Origin of the sequence: Novosphingobium nitrogenifigens DSM 19370, assembly GCF_000192575.1 — a bacterium.
Lineage (GTDB): Bacteria > Pseudomonadota > Alphaproteobacteria > Sphingomonadales > Sphingomonadaceae > Novosphingobium > Novosphingobium nitrogenifigens.
Genome location: NZ_GL876926.1, coordinates 696,913 through 719,981, shown reverse-complemented (window position 1 = coordinate 719,981; position 23,069 = coordinate 696,913). Strand labels below are relative to the sequence as shown.

Genomic DNA, 23,069 nt, shown 5'->3' with positions numbered 1-23,069 from the left:
GGCCCTTTTTCAATCCAGCACAAGAGGTCTCAATCCTTGCGGAAATTCTCCCTGATTGCCGGATCGCTGGCAGGCCTCCTTTCTCTCGCCGCGGGGGGAGCCTGGCTCGCCCTGCGCGCGCCGGACTTCGCGGCCGAAACGCTCAAGGTCCGCTATGGCCGCCCCAATTCGCACTATGCGGATCTGGGCGGGGGACTGGTGCTCCACTATCTGGAGAGCGGCCCCGCCGATGCCCCGGTCGTCCTGTTGCTGCACGGGTTCGGCGACAATGCGTTTTCGTGGGACGGTTGGGCCGCGCCGCTTTCGGGCAAGTATCGGGTGATCGCGCTCGACTTGCCCGGACACGGGCTCAGCGCCGCGCCTGCCGGTTTCATCGCATCGCCCGACAGCATGACCGAGGCGGTCGAACGCTTTGCAAGCAAGCTCGGACTGTCCGGGATTGCGGTTGCGGGCAATTCGATGGGCGGCGGCGTTGCGTGGAACTGGGCCACGCATCATCCCGAACGGATCGCCCGGCTGATCCTTGTCGATGCAGCCGGATGGCCTTCGGCCCAATTGCAGAAACCGCCGCTCGCCTTTCGCCTGATGCAGTATCGTCTGGGCCGTGCCCTGCTGGCCTCAATCGACAACACGCCGCTCATCCGCGAGGGGTTGAAGAAGGATGTCGTCGATCAATCGGTACTGACCGAGCCGTTCATTCAGCGATGGGCCGACCTGCAACGGTTTCCCGGCCATCGCCCCATCCTGATGTCCGCTCGCCCCGGATCGGTTGCGGCTTCTCCCGAACTTCTGGCGAAGATCGCGGTGCCCACGCTGATCCTGTGGGGTGAAGACGACCAGTTGATCGCGGTCGATGCCGCGCATCGTTTTCATCAGGCCATTCCTGGTTCGCGTCTGGTGATCTATCCCAGGGTCGGTCATTTGCCGCAGTGGGAAATCCCCGCCCGCTCGGCTGCCGACGCCATCACCTTTCTTGATGAAACCCATTTCGGTTGACCCTTTCATGACCTCCGATTTTCTCGGCAATCCCGTGACCGGCGCAGACGCCACCGCACTGACAGCGATCGACGCTTTCATCGGCGGACTGATCTCCTACGAGACACGCATTCTAGGCATTCTCGATGTCACGGCCGCGCCCATGCCAGCCATGGTCGCGACATTTGCAGGGATCTTGCACCTCCTTGCCGAGACGAGCGGGGCGGAAACCCATGCCGAGCCCTTTCTCGCCGCCGCGCGCGAGGCGGCCGGGCGCGACGCCCTGACATCGCGCGAAGTGCTCTGGATCGAAGTGTTGCGGCAATGGATCGCTGGAGACATCGACGGCACCATCACCACGCTCGACACGATCGTGGCGCAGTCGCCGCGCGACCTAGCCGCGCTCAAGCTCTTGCAATATCATCATTTCAACCGGGGCGAATTTGCCGGAATGCTGCGCGCCGCCCTCGCTGTCCATCACAGCGAGGGAGACTTGCCCTATCTCGGCGGGATGCTCGCTTTCGCCTATGAACAGCTGCACTTGCTCGACGAGGCGGAAAAGGCCGCATGGGCGGGCCTCGGCGTCGCGCCCACCGATCCCTGGGCGCAGCACGCGCTTGCCCATGTCTGGTTGACGCGCGGACAGATCGACGAAGGCCTTGCCGCGCTGACGCAATGGTCTTCGGGCTGGCAAAATCTCAACAGCTTCATGGTGACGCACTTGTGGTGGCACCTTGCCCTCTTTCATCTCAGCAAGGGGGAATTCGCCACGGTCCTCGGGCTCTATGACATGCAGATCTGGGCCTATGACAAAAGCTATTCGCAGGATCAGGTCGGCGCCGTCTCGATGCTGGCCCGGCTCGAGGCGTCGGGGGTCGATGTCGGCACGCGCTGGGCGGATCTGGGCGAATGGCTGGCGCCCCGCGCGACCGACACCCTGTTGCCGTTCCTTTCGGTGCAATATGCCTATGGCCTCGCCCGCGCCGGACGCGCAGAGGCCGATACCTTGCTCGCCGCGCTGGAGCAGGCCGCCGACAGGGCGGAAGGCGATCCCATCTGGCGCGACGCCGCGCTCCCGCTGGCACGGGGGCTCGTCGCCCATGCGCGCGGCGACCATGTCCGGGCGGTCGCCCTGCTCGGCGATGCGGTGCCGCGCCTTTCCCATCTGGGCGGCAGCCATGCCCAACGCGACCTTTTCGCGCTGGTGCTGCTCGATGCGCAGGTCAAGGCGGGCGCATGGGCGGACGCGCAACAGGCGCTCGAACTGCGCCGGGTTCACGATCCACGCGGCGTCCCGCTCAACACCACGCTTGCCCGCGTCTACGATGCGCTCGGCCTGCCCGAACAGGCCGCCGCCGCACGGGCACGCATCGCGGCATGAGACACACTCTCGCTACCCTTCTCACACTGATCGCGATCCTGATCGCGCCAGCGGCATGGGCGTCCGACACCTTGCATGTCGGCATTCAGCTCGAACCCCCGCATCTCGACCCGACGCAAGGGGCTGCGGCCGCCATTCCCGAAGTCGCCTTCAACACCATCTACGAAGGGCTGTTGCGGGTCGGGACGGACGACACGCTCCACCCCTTGCTCGCAACCGGATGGACCGTGTCTCAGGGGGGCAGGCACTATGAGTTCGCCTTGCGCCATGGCGTGCGTTTTCACGACGGGGAGCCGTTCGACGCCAGTGCCGTGATCGCTTCGTTCCAGCGCGCGGCGGCCAAGGATTCGACCAATATCCACGCCGAAGCCTGGCGCGAGATCGTCGCGATGCACGCGATCGGCCCGGACAAGGTGGCATTCGACCTTGCCGAACCCGATGGGGGTTTCCCCACCCGGCTTGCCCTTTCGGATGCAGCGATCATCCCGCCCGGCGCCGTCGATACGCTCAAGACCCACCCGGTCGGCACCGGGCCTTTCCGGTTTGCTGCATGGCAGCGCGGCGACAGCCTGACGCTCGACCGCAATCCTTCCTATTGGGGCACCCCTGCCCATCTCGCGCGGATCACCTTCCGCTTCATCGCCGATCCCAATGCCGCTTTCGCCGCGATCAAGTCCGGTGCGCTCGACATCTTCCCGACATTCCCGGCGCCCGAAACCCTCGCCGAACTGGGGCATGACCCGCGCCTCTCTCTCGCCATCAATCCCAGCGAAGGCGAAGTCATCCTGGCCATGAACCAGCGACAGGGGCCGCTTGCCAATCTGCTGGTCCGGCGGGCGATTTCCCATGCCATCGATCGTCGCGCGCTGATCGACGGGGCCATGGCCGGTTACGGAACCCCGATCGGCAGCCATTTCCCGCCGCAAAGCCCGGACTACGTCGATTTGACCGGCGTCTATCCCTACAATCCGGCGCTGGCGCGCCAATTGCTGACGCAGGCAGGCTATCCCCACGGCTTTTCGCTGGTCCTGAAACTGCCGCCCCCCTCCTATGCCCGGCGCACCGGCGAACTCGTCGCCGCGCAACTGCGCGCGGTCGGCATTGCCGTTACCATCCGCAATCTGGAATGGCCGACGTGGCTCGAGGAAGTGTTCCTGCACCATCAGTTCGACTTGACCGTGATCGACCACGCCGAACCCTATGACTACGACATCTATGCGAAGAAGGACTATTATTTCGGCTATCAAAGCCCCGCTTACGACGCCCTGATGGCGCAACTCAAGGCCAGTACCGACCCGCTCGAACGGCATCGGCTGCTGGGCGAAATCCAGCGCAGGCTGGCCGAGGATGCGGCCAATGCCTTCCTCTATCAGGCCCCCATTCTGGGCGTGCAGGACAAGCGGATCACCGGCATCTGGGTCAACAGCCCGACGCAAGTACTCGATTATCAGGCGGCACGGTTTGCCGGAGCGGGAGAAGGCGCTTCCTCGGGTGGCGCAGGACTTGGTGGCCGCTCTTTCGCGATCGTTGTGGGCGTGGTCGCACTGGCAGGGCTTGCATTGGCGGGCCGCCGTCTGGGCGCGCGATGGCTGCTCATTCGCATCGGCGTTCTTGCCGCCACGCTTCTTGCAACCAGTGTCGTCATCTTCGTCCTGCTCAACGTCGCGCCGGGCGATCCGGCGGCAACGATGCTCGGTATCGATGCCAGCCCCCGTGCGATTGCTGCGCTCCATGCCGAACTCGGGCTCGACGGACCGCCTCTTGCCCGGTTCCTGCGCTGGATCGCAGGCGTGCTGCACGGTGACCTCGGCACCAGCTTCACCTATCGCGTGCCCGTCGCCGGACTGGTTACCGAACGCCTTGCCGTCTCCCTGCCGCTGGCCGCGGGCGCTGCCCTCTTAGCTCTGGCTCTCGGGGTTCCCGCCGGGGTTCTCGCCGCCCGCCACCCCGACACTCTTGTCGACAAGGCCATCGGCCTGATCGCGCGCATCGGCCTTGCCGTTCCCGATTTCTGGCTCGGGGTCTTGCTGGTGCTGGTCTTTGCGCTGGGGCTGGGCTGGTTCCCCGCCGGTGGTTTCCCCGGACGGGAAGCGGGTCTTTCCGCCTTGCTGAAGGCGCTCGTCCTGCCCGTGGTCGCGCTCGCCATGCCGCAGGCGGCCATTCTCGCGCGGATCACCCGCGCCAGCCTCGGCGACGTCCTCGAACAGGATTTCATCCGCACTGCGCGGGCCAAGGGATTGTCGGAAACGGCAGTCCTGTGGCGCCATGCCCTGCCCAATGCCGCCGCCCCCGTCCTTGCCATCGTCGGGCTGCAGATCCCCTACCTCCTTGCAGGCAGCGCTCTTGTCGAACAGGTGTTCTATCTCCCCGGGCTCGGACGTCTCGCCATTCAGGCCATCGGACAACGCGATCTCATCACCGTGCAGGCGGTCGTCCTGCTGATGGCGGCAACGACCGTGGTCGCAAGTTTCGTGGTCGATCTTGCGCAGGCCCTGATCGACCCGCGCGTCGCCCGGAGAACCGGACGATGAGGCGCATCGATCCCGCATTGGCCACAGGAGCTGCCCTGACAGCCCTGTTTGTCCTTGCCGCGCTCATCGCACCGCTGTGGACGCCCTATGACGTTGCCGCCATCGACATCGCCGCACGGTTGCAAGGCCCCTCGACGCGCCATTGGCTCGGCACCGATCAATTCGGCCGCGACGAATTCTCGCTTGTCATGGCCGGGGCCAGCGTTTCACTCGGCGTCGCGGGCTCGGCCATTGCCGCTGCCCTTGCCCTTGGCGTTCCGCTCGGACTGGTCGCCTCGGCACGAGCGGGCTGGCTCGACGACACACTGATGCGCACCGCCGACGTGCTGTTCGCCTTTCCCGGTCTTCTCCTCGCGATCCTGCTCAGCGCGGTTCTCGGGCCGGGGGCGATCGACGCGGCGCTTGCCATCGCGCTTTTCAACGTGCCGGTCTTTGCCCGTGTGGCGCGGGGGGCCGCGCTGCCGATCTGGTCGGCCGATTTCATCGCCGCCGCCCAGCTGGCCGGACGGTCGCGCTCGGCGATCGCCCTCGCCCATGTCCTGCCCAACATGGCAGCCCCGATCATCGTTCAGGCCAGCATCCAGGCCGGACTTGCCCTGTTGGGCGAAGCCGGGCTGTCCTATGCCGGACTTGGCGTCCAGACGCCCGCGCCGAGTTGGGGGCGCATGCTTGCCGACGCGCAAACCCTGATCGGGACGGCCCCGCGCCTTGCCGTGGTGCCCGGACTGGCCATCATCATCGCCGTGGCTGGGTTCACCTTGCTTGGCGACGGTCTCGCACGCGCCTCGCGCGGCAAGGGAAAGCATTGATGAGCGTCCTCGCTTTCGACCGGGTCGGCATCCGCTATGGCGCGCATCGGGCGCTGTCGGAGTTTTCGCTGAACCTCGCGCCCGGAGAAGCCGTCGCCCTGATCGGCGGGACCGGTTCCGGCAAATCGTCGGCTTCCCTTGCGGCGCTCGGCCTGCTCCACGCCGGTGCCTCGCTCGAAGGAACCGTGCGCCGCGAAGGGCGCGTGGCGATGATCTTTCAGGAGCCGTTGCTCGCGCTCAATCCCTTGATGACCATCGGCGCCCAGGTGGCCGAGGCCGTCACCGCGCGCCACGCCATGAAGCACCGCGCCGCCGCTGCCGAAGCCGCGCGCCTGCTCGCCGAAGTCGGCCTCGACCCGACCGCGATCCCGCCGCAGCGCTATCCCCACGAACTTTCCGGCGGACAGCGGCAGCGGGTGGCCATCGCCATTGCGCTCGCAAGCGAACCGGCCGTCCTCATCGCCGACGAACCGACGACCGCGCTCGATCCGGAAACCGCCACGCAAGTCATGGCGCTTGTCGCCCGCCTCGTGCGCGAACGGCACATGGCCTTGCTGCTCGTCACTCACGATCTCGACCTTGCGCGCGGGATCGCCGACCGCATCGTCCTGCTCGATCACGGCCATGTAATCGAGACCGGCCCCCTTCCCGCCATTCTCGAAGCCCCGCGCACGGCCGCCCTTCTGGAGCGCATGCATCATCGGCCGCAAAGGCGCAGGTCGCAACCAGACACGCCGCCCGTGCTGCAGGCGATCGGGCTGCAGCATGGCTATGGCGCGCGAACCGTGATCGCCGGAGTGAACCTTGCTCTTCATGCCGGTCAAATCGTCGGGCTGGTCGGCTCTTCGGGTGAAGGCAAATCGACATTGCTGCGCCTTGTCCTGGGTCTCGAGCACCCGCAGCATGGGCAAGTCCTGATCGACGGTCACGACTTGCACAAGGCGCGCGGCGCAGACTTGCGCGGCCTTCGCCGCAAGGTGCAGGCGGTGTTCCAGGACCCCGGCGCCAGCCTCGATCCGCGTTGGCGCGTCGGACGGATCGTGGCCGAACCGTTGGGGCTGCTCGAACCGCGCCTGCCCCCGGCCGAACGGGATGCGCGCGTTTGTGCCGTCCTTGCCCGCGTCGGCCTTCCCGAGGATGCGGCATCCCGTCTGCCCGGCGCATTTTCCGGCGGTCAGCGCCAACGCATCGCGCTTGCCCGCGCCTTGGTGGTCGAGCCCGAAGTGATCGTGCTCGACGAAGCGACCTCGGCGCTCGATGCACATGTGCGCGCCGAAATTCTCGACCTCATCGCCTCGCTTGCCGACGAGGGCCTCGCATTCCTGTTCGTCACGCATGACCGGTCGATGATCGAGGGCCTTGCCGACAGGCTTTACCGTCTCTCGGCCGGAAAGCTCATCGCACAGGATCTGCCGCCGCGCGCACCCCGCGAACCGTAGCGCGGGCAAGGCAATCGGCAGCAGCCGCGCCGAGCCGGGCCAGAAGCCAGGGCCGAATGCGCGGCCCGTCGACCTCGACCCCATCGAGGTCGATTTCTCCACTGGCCAGGGCAAAGACGACATCGCCGTCGAACGGAGTGTGCACCGGCCTGATCGCGCGGGCGAGGCCGTCTTGTGCCATCATCGCCAGTCGCTTGGCCTCCGCCTTGTCGAGGCGGGCATTGCAGGCAACGATCGCCAGCGTGGTATTCGCGCCGGGCTGAAGGCGTCCGAGTTCGGCAAGGCGGCTCCCGCCCGGAAAGGGATCGGCGCTCCCCGCAAACGGCGCGTTTAGGAAATCCTCGTCCCCCTCGGTCAGGACGGCACCGACCGGATTGACCGCGACCAGAGCCCCGACGACGAGCCCACCTTCCAGAGCGCAGGAAGCACTGCCGATGCCGCCGGGAATCACCCCCGCCATGGCGCCGCGTCCGGCCCCGACCGACCCCAGTGCAAAAGTCCCATGATGGCCTGCCGCCAAAGCCGCACGAGCCGCTTCGCGCCCGAGCCTGCGATAAGGAGGCTCGGTTCCCCAGTTCTTGTCACCGGGATTGGAAAGGTCATAAAGAACGGCACCCGGCACGATCGGCACCACCGGCCCCTCGGCCCGCATCGGCAAACCAACGCCCGCCGCCGACAATTCGACCAGCGCCCCGTCCGCTGCGGCAAGACCAAAGACCGATCCCCCCGACAGCGTGATCGCATGGACCCCCGGCACCAGATTTTCCGGCGCCATGACCTCGATCTCGCGCAAGCCCGGACCACCCCCGCGCACATCGGCCGCCGCCGCCCAAAGCCCATCGCACAAGACGACCGTCACACCGGTTCCGGCGCCTTCATCGGTCGCGTGCCCGACGCGCAAGCCTGCAACATCGGTGATAAGGTCTTGAAGAACGGGGCGATCGTCGCGCGCAGGATGGCTTGTCATCGCCGTCCTGCCTATCCTGCCTCAGCCGCCAAGACCATAGGCTTGCGCAAGCCGGGCAGCGGCAGCTTCGCCATGGGCAAAACGGGTGGCATCGACGATCTGCCCGGGCGAAGGGCGCACGCCGGTATAAAGCACGAATTGCTCGATCGCCTGTCGCACGATCACTTCGGTCCCGGTCACGATGGCCTTGCCCATCGCCTCGGCCATGCGAATGAACGGGGTGCGCGGCGGTTGGGCAACGACGTCGAAGGCGACATCGGCAGCCGCGATCATCGCTTCGGGAAAGGCCAGAGCCTCTGCATCGGCGCCTTCCATCCCGAGCGGCGTCACATTGACCAGCAGCGCGGCGCCCGGTTCGGGAAGATCCGCACTCCACGCATAGCCGTAAAGCGCCGCAAGCGCAGGTCCGGCCTCGGCATTGCGCGCGACAATCATGCCCTCGTGAAAACCGCAATAGTGCAGCGCGGCGGCAACCGCCTTGGCCATGCCGCCGCTTCCCCGCAAAACAAAGGGACGGGCCGGATCGGCAGGCCCTGCGGCCAAAAGATCGCGCACGGCCGAATAATCGGTGTTGTACCCTGAGAGTACGCCGTCATCGTTGACGATGGTGTTGACGCTTTCGATCCCGGCAGCGGTCGGATCGAGCCGATCGAGCAAGGGGATCACCGCTTCCTTGAACGGCATCGAAATTGCAGCGCCACGAATGCCAAGCGCACGGATGCCCCCAATCGCGGCGGGCAGATCGGTCGTCGTAAATGCCTTGTAGACATAGTCGAGGCCGAGCGCGTCGTAGAGATGGTTGTGAAGCCGCGATCCCGCATTGCCGGGACGCCCGGACAGCGACATGCACAGACGCGTATCACGCCCGATCGGAGGTTTCGCCACGGCCGCTTGCTCCTTGCCCGGTGAGTCAACGATCTTTGGATTCTGAAAGGATCAGAAATTCCGGCAATTCGGAATCTGAATGGGCCAGAATCCGAACCGCCCGGAATCTGAACGGCACCGACCCTCTCTCCCACCAGACTGCCCAACGGCATCCGCCGACAAGGCAGTCTGATGGAGGAACGGGCCGGTGCCGCCGCCGAAACTTGCGTTCCGGCTCAGACCTGCAGGCAGATCACATCGAAGGCCGGTGAGTCAAGCCAAACCGGCCTTTCGAGGGTCAACCCTGCAGGACGAAGGGAATCTTGACGACGCCGCGCACCATCACCGCTTCGCCGCGCACCATCATCGGAGCCCAGCGCCAGTGCCGGACGGCATCGAGCGCAGCCTTGTCGAGACGGCTCGACCCGCTCGAACGATCGATGCCGATCTCCGAAACATGCCCTTCGGTGTCGACGAGCAGGCGCAGGAAAACGGTTCCCTGTTCATGCTGGCGGCGCGATTCCATCGGATAGGAAGGCGCCTTGAACGAAACCAGACGCGCCGACAGATCACCGCCATCAACAGGACCGCTCGGCGCAACAGGGGCCGCCGAAGCCGAACCCGAAGCGGCGGCAGGGGCCGGAGCCGGTGCAGCCGCAGCAGCGGGTGCCGACACCTGCGACGGCGCGAGTGCAAGCGGCTGCGGCGTTGCGGCAGTCGGCTGGGCCGCGGCCTGAACCGGTGCGGGGACCGGGGCCGTGGCGGCATGGGGCTGCGCGGCGGCAGGCTTTTCCTGTGCCTTGGCGGGAGCAGGCTTGGGCGCGCTCTGCTGCGACATCAGCGAGACCGAAACGATCTCGGAGCGATGACGTTCGCTCACCATCGGGCCGGCGCCGATGAAGACCAGCGCGGAAAAGAGGCCCCCGACAACGAGGGCGGAAACGAGCCCTGCCCCACCGCGTTCGAGCTGCTTGCGAAATCCGGCGACCAGCGCCTCGGCACGGGCATTTCCACCCTGTGCAAGCGCACGATGCGGCTTCGCCCGTGTCCCGCCCGTTTCGCTCTTGCCGAGGGACGGCACGAACGAAATGTTCGGCGAAAAGCTGGGAGAAACCGACTGCTGAGCCATCATGACACGCCTTTCACGGGGTTACCCGGGATCACTTATTGCGAGTCATTAGCAGTTTCAAAGTTGTGGGTAAAGCCCTCATCCGATTTCAATGAAAACTCTTTGAATTCAGCAGAAAGAGCGCGGAATTCGGCCTCTTCGCGTCCAGCCAGCCAAGCCGCCATCTGCCCCAGGAAACGAACGTTCCCGCACGATTGGGCAAGATCGCGCGCGCGGTCGAGCCAGTGCAGCGCCTTGTCCGCCTTGCCGTCTTCGGCCAGCATCCGGGCATGGTTGAAGGCCCCGCGAAAATCGCCGCCTTCGGCCGCGCGGGCATAGTGATAGGCCGCCAGCGCGCGGTTGACCGGCACGCTCCAGCCGTCTTCGTGAAAGCTGCCGACCATGTTTGCGGACTTGGCATGGCCGCGCGACGCGGCACGCCGGAACAAGCCGAGCGCCCGTTCCCGATCCATCGCCACACCCCGCCCCAGCGCCAGCATGGTCGCGAAATTATAGAGGCCCCAATCGAGGTCCGCCTCTGCCGCGCGTTCGAACCATCGGGCGGCCTCTTCGGGCAGGACGGGCACACCCCAGCCCTGATCGAAACAGCGCCCGACCATGTTCATTGCTTCGGCGAGCCCGGCTTGCGCGGCCCGGTGAAAATGGAGAAAGGCGGCCTGCGCATCGGCCGCCACTCCATTCCCGTCGAGCAGGCATTGCCCGTAGATCAACTGCGCAAGCGGGTCCCCCGCCTCGGCCGCTCCGAAGAGCGCCTTGGCGAGGTCCCCGGGAGGACCTGCCAGCAGCAACCGCCACTGTTCTGCCGACAGATCCTTTTCCATAATCTCGGGCCCTGCTTTCACGTCAGTACTTGAACGCGACCGAACCGATGATCGTCCGCCCTGCCGCCTGGTGGGCATAGTGGCTGGCATAGGCCTGATCGTAATAAAGCTTGTCGGTCAGGTTCAGCGCATCGAGCTTGATCGTGATGTGGTTGGTCGGACGGTAGCTCGCGTTGGCGTCAAAGCGCCAGTACGACGGGACATAGACGCCGCGGACGACCGACGCATTCGAGCCATAGGCAAAACCGCCATAGACCTTCGAGTTGAAGATCGCGCTGCCGCCCAGAGTAAAACGGGGCGTGATCTTGTACTGGCTGGTCAGCGTCATGCTGTCCATCGGCGTATTGGGCGCGCGGCGACCGGTGCTGGCCGCCGGGACATAGGCCCCTGCAACAAGCGTGTAACCACCGTCGGTAATAACCGAAGGCGTATGCGCATATCCGCCGAACAGGCTCCACTTGTCGGTCACATTGCCCGAGACGCTGGCTTCGAAGCCGCGCACGCGCTTGATCCCGACGTTGGAGACAAAGCCACCCGCGTCGGTGGTGCGCGCATTGGTCGTCCGGGTCTGGAAGATGTCGGCGGTGACGCTCAGCCCGTCGCCGAAGAAGTTCCACTTGGTGCCCAGTTCATAGGACGTGGTGTGCTGCACTTTGAGCGCGCTGGGATCGATGGTCGTGGTCGACGAGACAAAGGCATTGTCTTCCGAACCCTGCGCCAGGAACGAACCCGGAGCGATGACCGACGTCGCCGTGCTGAAATAGACGCTGCCGTTCGGACGTGGCTTGTAGACGAGCCCGGCCTGATAGGTGAACAGGTCGTCCTGTCGCCGTGCCCAGGTGCGCTGGGCCGTCGACGTCGCCGAAAGCGCAGCACTGGCATGGGTCACGAAGTGATCGTAACGCCCGCCCAGATTGATCTTCCATTTGTCGCCGATCGAAATGGTGTCGTAGACCGAAGCCGAAAGCGTCGTCCAGTTGGCCAGCGTCATCGTCTGGGGCGAGCCCATGACCCATCCGCCCGTCCACTGGTCATAGGGATTGGGATTGGACGCACTGGTGCAGATCGCGTTGGTCCCGCTGGTCGCGGTCGGACAGGCAATCGCCAACGGCAACGCAGTGCGGCTCGAATCCGCGTAATAGGAGCCGTAGCCCGATTTCTGCCAGTTGTATTCGAACGCGGCGGCCAGGCTGTGCTTGAGCGGGCCGGTGTCGAACTTGCCGTTAACGGCCAGCTGATCGACGACGCCGGTCTGGCGCGAATAGCGGCTGTTCACCCGGCGCGAGACAGTGCCGTAAGCATAGACGTTGCCCTTGGAGTCATCGGGCAGCGTCCACAGGTATTCCTGGTTTACATGCGAATAGCGCGTCGCGTTGGTGAGCTGGAAACCCCCGCCGAGGTCATGGGCCACCCGCACGGTCGCCGCATCGGTCAGCGTGCGCCGGAAATCGCGATTGGCAAGACCATAGAACGTGTCGCGCGAACGGGTCACGGTCTGCCCATTGGCGGTGGCGAATGCGTCGGTGCCGAGCGGCGCGACTTCGGTCACGCCCGAGCTGAGCGAGCTTGCAGCCCTGGTATAGGGAATGCCTTCGTCGGGCAGCTCTGCGGTATTGAGGTGATACCAGTCGAGCGTGACCCGTGTCGGCGTCCCCATCCCGATCGTCAACGACGGCGCGATGCCCCAGCGGCGTTGCCAGGTTACGGCGCGGCCCGAAACGTTCTGGTCATGGCTCATCGCATTGATGCGCAGGCCGATGGTGGACGTCAGCGGCTGGTTCACGTCGATGGTGAAACGGCGATAGGCCGCGCTGCCGACATCCCCTTCGACCGCGACGAAGCGATGCTCTTCGGGCGCCTTGGACACGATATTGATCGAACCGGCGGCATTGCCCGACCCGTTGGTGATCCCGTCCGACCCCTTGACCACTTCGACCGATTCCACGTCGAACGTCTCGCGGGTCTGCGCAGCGATATCGGTCAGGCCGTCGATATGGATCGCGTTCGAGCTGTCAGAGCCGCGAATGAACGGACGGTCGCCGAGCGGATTGCCGCCTTCACCAGCCCCGAGCGTGATCCCCGGCACCATGCGCAGCGCTTCGGCCAGCGTGGTCGAATGCGTGTCGTCGAGAAGCTGGCGCGTGAGCACGGTCACGCTGCGCGGCGTATCGACGAGGTCGGCGGTTGCCTTGGACGAGGACAGACGGTCGGCACGATAGCTGCCTTCGACGACGACGGTATCGGTCACCGTGACCGCGCCAAGCTCGGCCTGGTTGTGCGTCGTCTGGGCCTGCGGATCGGCAGGCGTCGCTTCGGGTGTTGCCGCCGCCGCAGGAAAGACCGGAGCGAAGAGGCCGATCGCCCCGATCGCCATGCCGGTGGAAAGAGCTGCAGGGCGCTGAACGCCGGTTCGCGCGGCATGGCCGGACGTCCTGGCGTCGGCCGAAGAGAGCGATGTCTGCATGAGTTCCCCTGTTGCGAATGATTATCAGGAACCCTCATACGGTATTGCGACTGCTTCGCAATACGAAAATGACAAATCCGGCTCCGGAAACCCCTCATCCTGCCGAAAATCGCCAAAAACTGCGGTTTCACCCCACCATGAAAGGCCCGCGATGTCCGATCCGACCACACTGCTCACCCAGATCGACGCGCTGATCGACAATGTGGAGCGCGACTCCCACGCGATTCTCGCCCGTTGGGAGCCGTGGGACATCCGCCCGGATTTCAAGGCGAGCGCGGAAAACCTCGCCGCCTATCTCGCCTTGCGCCGTCATGACTTGCGCGAGCTGCAACGCGCGCTGATGCCGCTCGGACTTTCCTCGCTCGGCCGCCTCGAAAGCCGCGTCATGCCCGCCCTGCGCGCAGTCCGTCATGCCCTCGCCGTGCTCGCCGGGGATCAGGACGAAGGGGCCGTCACCGCAGCGACTTTCTTCGAAGGAGAAGAACGCCTCGAAACCCGGGCCCAGGCCCTGTTCGGCGCAGTGCACCACAATCGCCTTGCCGCCATGATGGTGACGTGCCCCAGCGAAGCGGCCGAGGAACCGGACTTCTTTGCTCATCTGAACGAGCGCGGGATCGAAGCCCTGCGCATCAATTGCGCACATGACACGCCCGAACGCTGGGCCGCAATGATCACCAATGCCCGCTCCGCCCAGACGGACGAGCGCCCGCCGTTCGCGATTTTCATGGATCTGGCCGGACCGAAACTGCGCACCGGGGAAATCCGCGCGCGCGGCAAGACGACCCGCCTGCATGACGGTGACCTTATTGCCGTAGTCGCGCCCGACGCGATCGAGACAAAGGTTCCCGCAACACCCTGGGGCAAGGTCGATTTCACCATTGCCTGCACCCTTCCCGAAGCGATCGCCGCCGCGCGGGCAGGCGAACGGCTGCTGATCGACGACGGGCGCATCGCCTGCACCATCCTCGACGCCGACGGCGCCACCCTGATCGCGCGGGTCGATCGCACCCGCGCCAAAGGCATGAAGCCCAAGCCGGAAAAGGGTATCAATCTGCCCGACACCGACTTGTCCATCCCCGCGCTTACCCCCGCCGATCGCGAAGCCCTGCCTTTCGTTGCCGCGCATGCCGACGGCATCGACTATTCCTTTGTCCAGACCGCAGAGGACGTCGCGACGTTGCAGGCGGAACTGGCGCATCTGCGCCCCGACGACTGGAACACCATCGCGCTTGTCCTCAAGATCGAAACCGCGCGCGCCGTGCAGCATCTTCCCGATATCATCGTGCGCGCCGCCGCCCGCCAGCCGATTGCCGTCATGATCGCGCGCGGGGATCTTGCCATCGAGATCGGCTTTGCCCGCCTTGCCGAAATGCAGGAGGAAATCCTCTGGATCGCAGAAGCGGCTCAGGTTCCGGTGATCTGGGCAACCCAGGTCATGGAACATCTGGTCAAGGAAGGCATGCCCAATCGCGGCGAACTGACCGATGCGGCGATGGCCGCGCGCGCCGAATGCGTCATGCTGAACAAGGGGCCGTTCCTGCTCGAGGCGCTCGACTGGCTCGACGTCCTGCTCGCCCGCATGGAAGACCATGTACACAAGAAGACGCCCCAGCTGCGCCGCCTCCGTAGCTGGGGATAACCCGTAGAACGTGTCGATTTTTCGAATTTGCTTTCATCTCAGGGCAAACTGGTCTTTGCCAAAGCTGCACGGGCACAGCGACGGGTTTTGCTTGCAAGCCCCGTCACGCCGCTTGCGCAATGCGATGAAAGAGAATGAACCTTAACGACTTTTCCTATTTTGCAGCGGTCGCGCAACATGGCGGCTTTACCGCTGCGGCACGCGCCACCGGCATCGACAAGGCGCGCCTGAGCCGTTGCGTCGCTTCGCTCGAAGAAAATCTCGGGGTTCGCTTGCTCAATCGTTCGACCCGCAGCATTTCCCTGACCGATGCCGGGCAACGGTTCTATCACGGATGCCAGGCTGTGCTCGGCAGCGCGCGCGCCGCGATGGAAAGTATCGCCGAATTGCAAAAGGAACCCGCCGGGATCGTGCGGATCGGCTGCTCGGTGGTGCTGGCGCAGAACTACCTTGCGCCCATTCTACCCCATTATCTGGCCACTCACCCCAAAGTCACGGTTGTGGTCGAACATGGCGACCGCTGGATCAATCCGCTCGACAGCGATCTCGACCTTGCCCTCACCACCATGGTCGAGGCTCTGCCCGGGTCGAGTCTGGTCGCCCGGGAAATCGGTCGGGTACGCCGCATTCTTGTCACCGGACGGACATCGGCTGGGCATGTCTTTGCCCCGGACCATCCCGACATACTGGCTCACCTGCCGTTGATCGCGCGGATCGAGGACATGCATGACGGCGAAGTACGCTGGGCACTGACCACCGATGACGGTCGTGACGCGCGGGTCGCAGCCCAGCCTCGACTCGTCACCAACGATCAGAATGTCCAGTTCGAGGCTGCCGCATCGGGAGCGGGCATTGCGCTTTTGCCGGAATCGGTGGTCGCGAGCGCGCTTGACGACGGCACGCTCGTCCACGTCCTGCCGGAGTGGTCGACTCCCGAATATAGCCTGCATCTCGTCTATCCGCTGCCGCGCGGGATCCTGCCCTCGGTGCGCAGTTTCATCGACTTCCTGGCATCACACCTGTGGCCAATTGGCCGCAGGTCAACCCATGCCCATCACGCCGATTGACATCAAATAGACAACAATCTGTCACAATTTGAGCACCTTCTCATCACCCTTTTAAGCGCCCATCTGGCGTCCCGTTCCGGTCGGGACCGCTGACGCAAAACACGCATGTTTCAGGATCGTCACGGTCACTCCCCCCCAAAACCGCGCTCCGGCGCGGTTACCGGCCCGGAACATGGAGGACGTGAAAATGAAGAAGATCGCTTATCTCGCAGCTACGGCTGCCGCTCTGGTTGCTGCCAACGCTCATGCCAAGACCTTCAACGGCCCGTTCATCGGTGCACAAGGCGGCTGGGAAGAAAACAGCGTCAACAACCCGAGCACCGGCGTTGGCCCGACGAACCTGTACGGCACCGGCGACACCGGCACCCTGGGCGTGTTCGTTGGTCAGGACTATCGCATCCTGAAGAACTTCGTCATCGGCGGCCAGGCCGAAGTGAACTTCCCGATCAACTCGCACATCACCGACGGCACCACCACCGTCGACCCGAAGCGTTCGGTCGATCTGTCGCTGCGCGCCGGTTACGTGCTGCGTGACAAGACCCTGCTCTATGTGCGCGGCGGTTACAGCAACGTGCGCGCCAGCACCATCATCAACGCCGAAACCCCGATCTACGTTTCGGGTAGCCAGAACGGCTGGATGCTGGGCGGCGGTATCGAACAGTATGTGACCAAGCACATCACCGGTCGCATGGAATATCGCTACACCAACCTGAGTGAAGGTGCGGGCAAGTTCGACCGCCACCAGCTCCTGCTGGGCGTTGCCTATCACTTCTGATCCCGCGATTTTCCCCTGCGGGAGTGGAAATGAGGAACCCGGTCGCCATCGGCGGCCGGGTTTTCTCATGTCCGGCGTCAGCGTTTCCCGACCAGCCGGCCAAGGCCGATCCGTTCCAGCACGAGCCCGAGCCCAAGGCCGCACAGGATCGCGATCGTGACGGGAATGGCGGGAACCGCGCTCCATCCCGGAAGACTGCGGTGCACCAGATCGAGGAACAACCGGTTGCTGACAAAGACGGCAAAGCTGTTCTGCCCGAGATAGAGCACCGACGCGAGAACGGCCTGCCCCGCTCTTGATTCCGCGATCGCGCCAAGGCTCGCCTGACCAAATGCCGTCACGATGAGAAGGCTCGCTCCGATCGTGACCGATGGCGCGATATAGACGCAAAGGTCGGGCAGCACGCGCAGTTCGACCAAGGCCAGGGCCATCACCACACATCCGGCAAGAGCGGGCCACAACGTCCTCACCTTCAGATAACCGCGCGCACAGGCGATGCCGAGTGCGACATAGCCAATCCAGTAGACGACGACGCGATAGCCGATCTTCTCGAGCAGTTCGTGCTGGCTGAACCCATAGACGATCGCCCAGTCGAACAGGAACCCTGTCGCGATCGCCCCAAGGACCTTGGTCCGACTATCCAGTGCATTCCGGAAAAACGGAAAGAGCAGAATGACCTGAAACAGGATGATGAAATAGTATTGCCCCGAGAATCCAAACCCTCCGAACTGACTTCCGATCAGCGTATGGATAGGGACATTCCGGAAAAAGAGCGGGCCACCGGAAACAACCGCGTAAAGCAAACTCCAGAAAACAAAGGGAATCGCATAGACCGGAAAATTCCGCCGCCAGAACCGGGCGGTGTCCATTCCCCCGCGAGCCCAGCCGCGTTCCATATAAAACGCCGAGATCGCTATGAAGGCGGGAACACAATATCGGAATATCGCTTTCCACGGCACTTCCTGATGGATGAAGACAACGCCGACTATCGCCAACGCCTTCAAAACGTCAGGAAGAATATCGCGATCTTTCATCATGACCCCATACAGATTTCACCTCTGCATGCCGCGTTCAGGGGCCGAAATCCAGCGCCATCGCGTGGCGGCGGGCAGGCACGAACCTGCCCGCCGCCGTCGATCAGCCTTTCCAGCGCGTAAGGGTGCCGAAATAGGCGAGCGTATCCTCGAGCGCCCGGTCGCCTTCCGCACTGCCTTCGGGCGGGAAGAAGCTGAGCTTGACGATCACCGTGCGCGTGGCCGGGTGGACATAGATGAACTGACCCTGGAGGCCGAGCGCGGTGTAGGCCCCGGTCTCATCGAGCTTCCAGATCTGGAAACCGTAGCCCGAACGGGCGAACGGACTGGTCACCGAGGCAGGCGGAGGCGGCGTTCCCGGATCGGCATTGGGTGTCATCGTTGTCGCCGCGCCGACCCAGTCGGCCGGAACGATCTGGCGCCCGTTGAAGGCCCCCTTGTCGAGCATCATTTGCCCCAGCCGCGCAAAGTCACGCAAAGTCGCGTTATAGCCCATGCCGTTCAATTCACGCCCGACGCCCGGTGCTCCGTCGGCGAGCCAGTAGCCGTAGGATTCCATCCCCATCGGCTGCCACAGGTATTGGGTCATGAAATCGGCGAGCGGACGCTTGGTCGCGCGTTCGAGCACCCAGCCCAGAACCGAGGTGTCGAGCGTCGAATAATTGAAATGACTTCCCGGTTTCCATTTGCGCCCCAGACGCGGCGCCATGTCGGCAAAACGCTCCTTGTTGGCGACGATCGCATTCAGGAAGATCTGCGCCGGAACACTCGGTTTTTCGCCAAAGTCATAGCGCTCCTCGTAATCAACGCCCGAGCGCATCTGCAGCAACTGCCGGATGGTCACCCCGTCGTATCCCGACCCTTTCAATTCTGGCACGAAGTCGGTCGCGGGTTGGTCGATGGAATGGATCGCCCCCTGCCCGACCGCGATCCCGATCAGCATCGAGGTGATCGTCTTGGCCATCGAGAACGAGATGAAATGGGTGCTTGCGTCGGTATTGTCCCGATAGCTTTCGTGGAGAATATGCCCGTCCCGCATGACGAGGAGCGCAGCGGTATAAGTCCGATCCTCCCAGGCATCCTCGGTCATGGTGGTCCCGCCGATCACGGCATCGGGCAGAGCCTTGTCACTATGGGCGAAGGGCGCGACGGGACCCGAGCGGGGAACCGGGCGCGTTTCGAAGAGCTGGTCCATGTTGTGGAATGTCAGCATGTTTTCCGGCGCATCGAGAATGTGCATGCGCGCAGCCTTGAGTGCGGGCGGCACCGTCCCGTCGGGCAGAACATGGGCTGGCGCGGTCTGGGCCGACACCGACACGCACGGCAGGACGAGGCCAAGCGCGATCCCGGCCGCAAGACGGCCCTTTTTGATAAACGACATGAGATGACTGCCTTTCGCAGAGGGGGAAACGGGATTTACTGGCGCAGCAGCAGCGTGAGGCCATAAGTGCGGGGGCGCAGGGTGATGTCGCGATAGGACCCCACCCCCACCACATCGATCGCCCGCGACAGGGCCGGGTGCGCATTGGCAAGATTGTCGACGAAGAACGAAACGTCGGCAGGACCATGCCGCCAGCCCAGTCTCAGGCTGACGAAATCGACTTCGGGCGTGCGGATGGCGCCGGGGTCATAGGAATTGGTCGCGCTGTCGGTCGTTACAGTGGTACGCCCGACGCTCTTGTACTGGTAATCCCCACGCAGATAGCCGGTGCCCGATCCGAGCCTGGTCTCGTAATCGGCCCCGACGGTCATCGTCCAGGGATGGGTTTCGAGATGATCGGCCGTCGTCGCCAATGCCCCGTCAGATACATTCCGGGTGAAGTGGGCATCGGTATAGCCAACCGTCCCGTCGAGCGAAAACCCGCGCGCAACCTTGACCGTCACCTGAAGGTCGAACCCCTGGCTGCGCGCCTTGCCCAGATTGTCGGTGAACTGTGCACCGCAATGCTGGAGGTAGACGTTCTGCTGGATATTGCTCCAATCGACGCGGAACGCACTGGCGGCGAATGTCAGGCCGCGCCCCACACGCCCCTTGGCACCGACTTCATAGCTCCACAGGCTGTCCGACTTGTAGGTATCGGGTACGTTGGAATAGCCGAACCCGGACAGATCGGCGGCGCACGTCGACAAGGGAACCGGCGCATTGGTCCCGCCGATCCGATAGCCCTTGGCGATTGTGCCGTAGAGCAGCAGCGAGGGCGACGCCTGCCAGTTGAGCGCGAACTTGGGCGTAACCGGCGTTTCGCCCACCGATTGCTGCGGCTGCAACTGCTCGCCCGACACCGGTCCCTGGAACAGCGAATTGCCCTCGAACCGGGTGTGAGCCACGCGCACGCCTGCCGTTACCTTGAGCGTCGGCGTGATCGCGAACGTCGCATCGACAAACCCGGCGACCTGTTCGTCGGCCCCGCGACCTCGCCCGGAAAGCGAGTATTTTCCGTCGACCAGCGGCGTGCCGAAAATGATCTCGGGCGGGACGCCGCCGAAGATCATCGAGAAATCGGGATCGTAAACGTTCTCGCTGAAATGCTGCACCGAGCGGGAATAGAAAAAGCCAAGCACCCAGCTCAGCCGTGTGTCCCGACCTGTCGATTGCAGCCGCATTTCCTCGGTGAAAGTGCGCTGGTCATTGGTCATGTGCGCCAGCGAGTTGTAACCCGCCCCGACCCATGGCGTCCCATCGAAGACCGAAGGCCAGAGCGTTGAATAGTCAATCGCGGAACTCTGGTCGCGGATGAAATAGGACGTGTTGTTGATGAGCTGCACCCCGCCGAAATCATAGCTGACATTAAGCGCGGGAAGCAGGAAGCGATCGCGATCAGGGGCTGCGTTGGGTTGCCCGCTGACATAATGCCCGGGCGAGGACAGCGTCTCCCAATAGTTGTCGCTGTCGTTGGCGACCCGGCGCTGATAGAACAGCGAAGGGGTCACTTCGAGCCCCTCGACCGGGGTCCATTTGAGTGCCACACGCCCGACCTGCGTGTCCACATAGTTGACGTTCTTCAAATAAGACGCGTCGGCAACCTCGGGATTGGCATTCTTGCGATCGACCCAGCCGCCGTCGTGACGCATCCAGAAACTGGCGGCAAAACCCAGTTTTCCCGGGATCAACGGCCCGGTGACCGATGCCCCCAGTTCGCCCGACATGGCCCCGCCCTCGGTTCCCGAACCTTCGGCACGGGCATAGACATGGGCCGCGTCAAGGCTTGGCTGGGTGGTGATGAAGCGGACGGTCCCGCCTTCCGATCCCGCACCGAAAAGAGTGCCTTGTGGTCCACGCAGCACTTCGACGCGAGCAAGATCGAAAACCGCCGGAAAGGCATTGGTGGCCCCATAGCCGACGACCCGGCTCTGGATCGGGGTATCGTCGATATAGATCCCGGTCGTGGCCGCGCCGACGGTCGAACTTACCCCGCGAATGGCGATATTGGTCTGGTTGCCGAACCCGTTGGGATCGAACTGGATGCCCGGCGTCTGCCGCACGATCCCGGCGATGTCCTTGATCCCCCGCTTGTCGAGCGAGGCCTGCCCCAGAGCCGTGATCGACAACGGCACTTTACTGAGCGCTTCGCTCCGACGGGTCGCGGTCACGATGATTTCCCCCGAGGACGGCGGATCGGCCTTGGTCGTCGGCGGCACATCCTGCGCCTGAGCAGGAATGGCGAGCCCCAGTGCAAGCGCAAGACAGCTCGTACGGCAGGCCAGTATGGTCTTGTCGTGGTTCATCGGATCCCTCGCAGCTATCGCGCCCTGTCGCGTGATGAATGTCGGGCCGATGGCGGTTGATGCCCGCCGTATTCAGGCCCGATGCTGCGAAGGTGACGAGGCATGTGCGGCCCCGCGTCCCCCAAATGGGATAAGTGCTTTCAAAGGGTGATGCGTTGCTCCCCACGCCCACCCACCGACAGGCAAATGCGGCGGACAAGCTCGGATTGGCGCGATGTTCCTGTCTTGGCGAGAATACGCTTGAGGTGGAGACGCGCGGTTCCTTCGGCAATGCCGCGCGTCTCGGCAAATTCGCTGACACTGGCACCCCCGGCAAGGCTCGCGGCCAGCAAGGCCTCGGTCGCGGTCAGGCCGAAAAGCTGGGCGATGTCGCCCGCGTCGAAGCACACTTCGGCGTCCGGCCGTGACAGCATCAACAGGACGTGATCCGACGACAACCCACCTTGTTGCCGGCCACCTTGTTGCTGACCACCTTGCCCGGCCAGCGCCGGAAAGGACGCGCGCACATGCAAGGCTTGCCGGCCGTCCGTGCCGATCACCAGCACCGATCCTTCACCATGGACCAGCCGTTGCAAGCGGTCCTGATCCCCGGACTTCCGGCATGCGAGCCCCCCACCCCGCAGGAGCAGCGGACCCATGCCTTGTCCTCCGGCATGAAGGATGCGCCGCGCGTCCGCATTCATCCACTGCACGCGCATCCGGCGATCGCATGCGATCATCGCGGCCAGCGGCCCATCTGCGGCGTCCTCGATCAAACGGACCCGCGCCTCGGCCTGATCGAGGCGCACCCACAAGCGTAAGGCCTGTTGCAAATGCGGCGCCAACCCCTCCAGGCGAGCCAGATCCTGTGGCCCGATATCGCGCCCGTCTTCGGGTGCCCGATGAAAGATCATCGTGAAATGACGCGCAGGGTCGAGCCGGACACTGATCCAGAATGCGAGGCCCAATCGGCATCGCGCCAGCCCCTCGCGCAGAACGCTGCGATCCTGCGCCGTGTAATCGGACAGGCGCTGGTCGCTGCTGATCTGCACGTCGGTGATCCGTTGTCGCGGACGGCGGAAACGCGGATTGGCGAGCGTGTTGGCCCACGAGTCGTGCAAGGCCACGCGGCTTTGCGAAATGCGATCGCGGCTTTCCCAGACCATGCGCAGATCGGGTGCGGAATTGTCCAGCACCTGCACCACTGCGCTCTCGACTTCGAACTCCGCGCGCATGCCGTCGAGCAAGTCGACCCAGCGGCTGTCGTTGTCCACCGCCGAATAAAGCGTTGCGATCAAACGGTCATCCAGCTTCACCATTGCGTGCAGCCCACCCTTGGCGTCCGGCGCCCCAGCCGGAGACAACCCCGAACGATACCGCACGGCAACATGCCTGCAAGACGAATGCAGCAATCCGCCATGAAAGGGTGGAAGGGCGAGCGCGTCAAAACCCTAACAAAGCTGCGCTCC

At 64.3% G+C, this 23,069-nt stretch carries 17 protein-coding genes; 8 read left to right on the top strand and 9 right to left on the bottom strand.

Annotated elements, in window-relative coordinates; genetic code table 11:
- Positions 1 to 36 precede the first annotated feature (36 nt).
- Genes Y88_RS03520 through Y88_RS03500 form a run of 5 tightly spaced genes read left to right on the top strand, consistent with a single transcriptional unit; the run spans position 37 to position 7,135 of the window.
- The gene (locus tag Y88_RS03520; protein ID WP_008066357.1) at positions 37 to 996 is read left to right on the top strand and encodes an alpha/beta fold hydrolase; all 960 of its coding nucleotides are present in this window, start codon (positions 37 to 39) and stop codon (positions 994 to 996) included.
- A 7-nt stretch (positions 997 to 1,003) separates the two neighbouring features.
- On the top strand, positions 1,004 to 2,356 hold the full coding sequence (locus Y88_RS03515) for a tetratricopeptide repeat protein (RefSeq protein ID WP_008066356.1): 1,353 nt from the start codon (positions 1,004 to 1,006) through the stop codon (positions 2,354 to 2,356).
- Complete coding sequence (locus tag Y88_RS03510) at positions 2,353 to 4,887, top strand: ABC transporter substrate-binding protein (protein WP_008066355.1); 2,535 nt, start codon at positions 2,353 to 2,355, stop codon at positions 4,885 to 4,887. Before Y88_RS03515 ends, Y88_RS03510 begins: the two co-directional genes overlap by 4 nt.
- Positions 4,884 to 5,696 (top strand): ABC transporter permease, encoded by an 813-nt coding sequence (locus Y88_RS03505; RefSeq protein WP_008066353.1) that lies wholly within the window; start codon positions 4,884 to 4,886, stop codon positions 5,694 to 5,696. The genes Y88_RS03510 and Y88_RS03505 overlap by 4 nt, the downstream gene beginning before the upstream one ends.
- Complete coding sequence (locus Y88_RS03500; RefSeq protein WP_008066351.1) at positions 5,696 to 7,135, top strand: ATP-binding cassette domain-containing protein; 1,440 nt, start codon at positions 5,696 to 5,698, stop codon at positions 7,133 to 7,135. The genes Y88_RS03505 and Y88_RS03500 overlap by 1 nt, the downstream gene beginning before the upstream one ends.
- Here Y88_RS03500 and Y88_RS03495 read toward each other — a convergent pair.
- The 5 genes from Y88_RS03495 to Y88_RS03475 form a co-directional block, all read right to left on the bottom strand.
- Positions 7,092 to 8,102 (bottom strand): P1 family peptidase, encoded by a 1,011-nt coding sequence (locus Y88_RS03495; protein ID WP_008066349.1) that lies wholly within the window; start codon positions 8,100 to 8,102, stop codon positions 7,092 to 7,094. The genes Y88_RS03500 and Y88_RS03495 overlap by 44 nt on opposite strands.
- 21 nt (positions 8,103 to 8,123) lie before the next feature.
- Entirely contained in the window at positions 8,124 to 8,987 is an 864-nt protein-coding gene (locus Y88_RS03490) for a shikimate 5-dehydrogenase (RefSeq protein WP_026166830.1), read from the bottom strand.
- 277 nt (positions 8,988 to 9,264) lie between these two features.
- Positions 9,265 to 10,098, bottom strand: a complete 834-nt coding sequence (locus tag Y88_RS03485) for an energy transducer TonB (protein ID WP_008066345.1) — start codon at positions 10,096 to 10,098, stop codon at positions 9,265 to 9,267.
- A gap of 32 nt (positions 10,099 to 10,130) precedes the next feature.
- Entirely contained in the window at positions 10,131 to 10,916 is a 786-nt protein-coding gene (locus tag Y88_RS03480; protein WP_008066344.1) for a tetratricopeptide repeat protein, read from the bottom strand.
- Positions 10,917 to 10,938: 22 nt separating this feature from the next.
- Positions 10,939 to 13,380 (bottom strand): TonB-dependent receptor, encoded by a 2,442-nt coding sequence (locus Y88_RS03475; RefSeq protein ID WP_232280899.1) that lies wholly within the window; start codon positions 13,378 to 13,380, stop codon positions 10,939 to 10,941.
- Positions 13,381 to 13,531: 151 nt separating this feature from the next.
- On the opposite strand from Y88_RS03475, the gene Y88_RS03470 reads away from it, so the two are divergent.
- The 3 genes from Y88_RS03470 (at position 13,532) to Y88_RS03460 (ending at position 16,861) form a co-directional block, all read left to right on the top strand.
- Positions 13,532 to 15,019: a pyruvate kinase gene (locus Y88_RS03470; RefSeq protein ID WP_008066339.1), complete on the top strand. Its 1,488-nt coding sequence runs from the start codon at positions 13,532 to 13,534 to the stop codon at positions 15,017 to 15,019.
- A 134-nt stretch (positions 15,020 to 15,153) separates the two neighbouring features.
- Entirely contained in the window at positions 15,154 to 16,086 is a 933-nt protein-coding gene (locus Y88_RS03465) for a LysR substrate-binding domain-containing protein (protein WP_008066338.1), read from the top strand.
- 187 nt (positions 16,087 to 16,273) lie between these two features.
- Positions 16,274 to 16,861 carry an outer membrane protein gene (locus Y88_RS03460; protein ID WP_018075417.1) on the top strand — a complete coding sequence of 196 codons (588 nt, stop codon included), beginning with the start codon at positions 16,274 to 16,276 and terminating at the stop codon, positions 16,859 to 16,861.
- A 77-nt stretch (positions 16,862 to 16,938) separates the two neighbouring features.
- Here Y88_RS03460 and Y88_RS03455 read toward each other — a convergent pair whose 3' ends face one another.
- The 4 genes from Y88_RS03455 to Y88_RS03440 form a co-directional block, all read right to left on the bottom strand.
- Positions 16,939 to 17,895, bottom strand: a complete 957-nt coding sequence (locus Y88_RS03455; protein WP_232280951.1) for an acyltransferase family protein — start codon at positions 17,893 to 17,895, stop codon at positions 16,939 to 16,941.
- A gap of 103 nt (positions 17,896 to 17,998) precedes the next feature.
- On the bottom strand, positions 17,999 to 19,276 hold the full coding sequence (locus Y88_RS03450; RefSeq protein WP_008066335.1) for a serine hydrolase domain-containing protein: 1,278 nt from the start codon (positions 19,274 to 19,276) through the stop codon (positions 17,999 to 18,001).
- Between the two features lie 35 nt (positions 19,277 to 19,311).
- On the bottom strand, positions 19,312 to 21,621 hold the full coding sequence (locus Y88_RS03445; protein WP_018075418.1) for a TonB-dependent receptor: 2,310 nt from the start codon (positions 21,619 to 21,621) through the stop codon (positions 19,312 to 19,314).
- Between the two features lie 140 nt (positions 21,622 to 21,761).
- Entirely contained in the window at positions 21,762 to 22,919 is a 1,158-nt protein-coding gene (locus Y88_RS03440) for a helix-turn-helix transcriptional regulator (RefSeq protein WP_232280898.1), read from the bottom strand.
- Positions 22,920 to 23,069 lie beyond the last annotated feature (150 nt).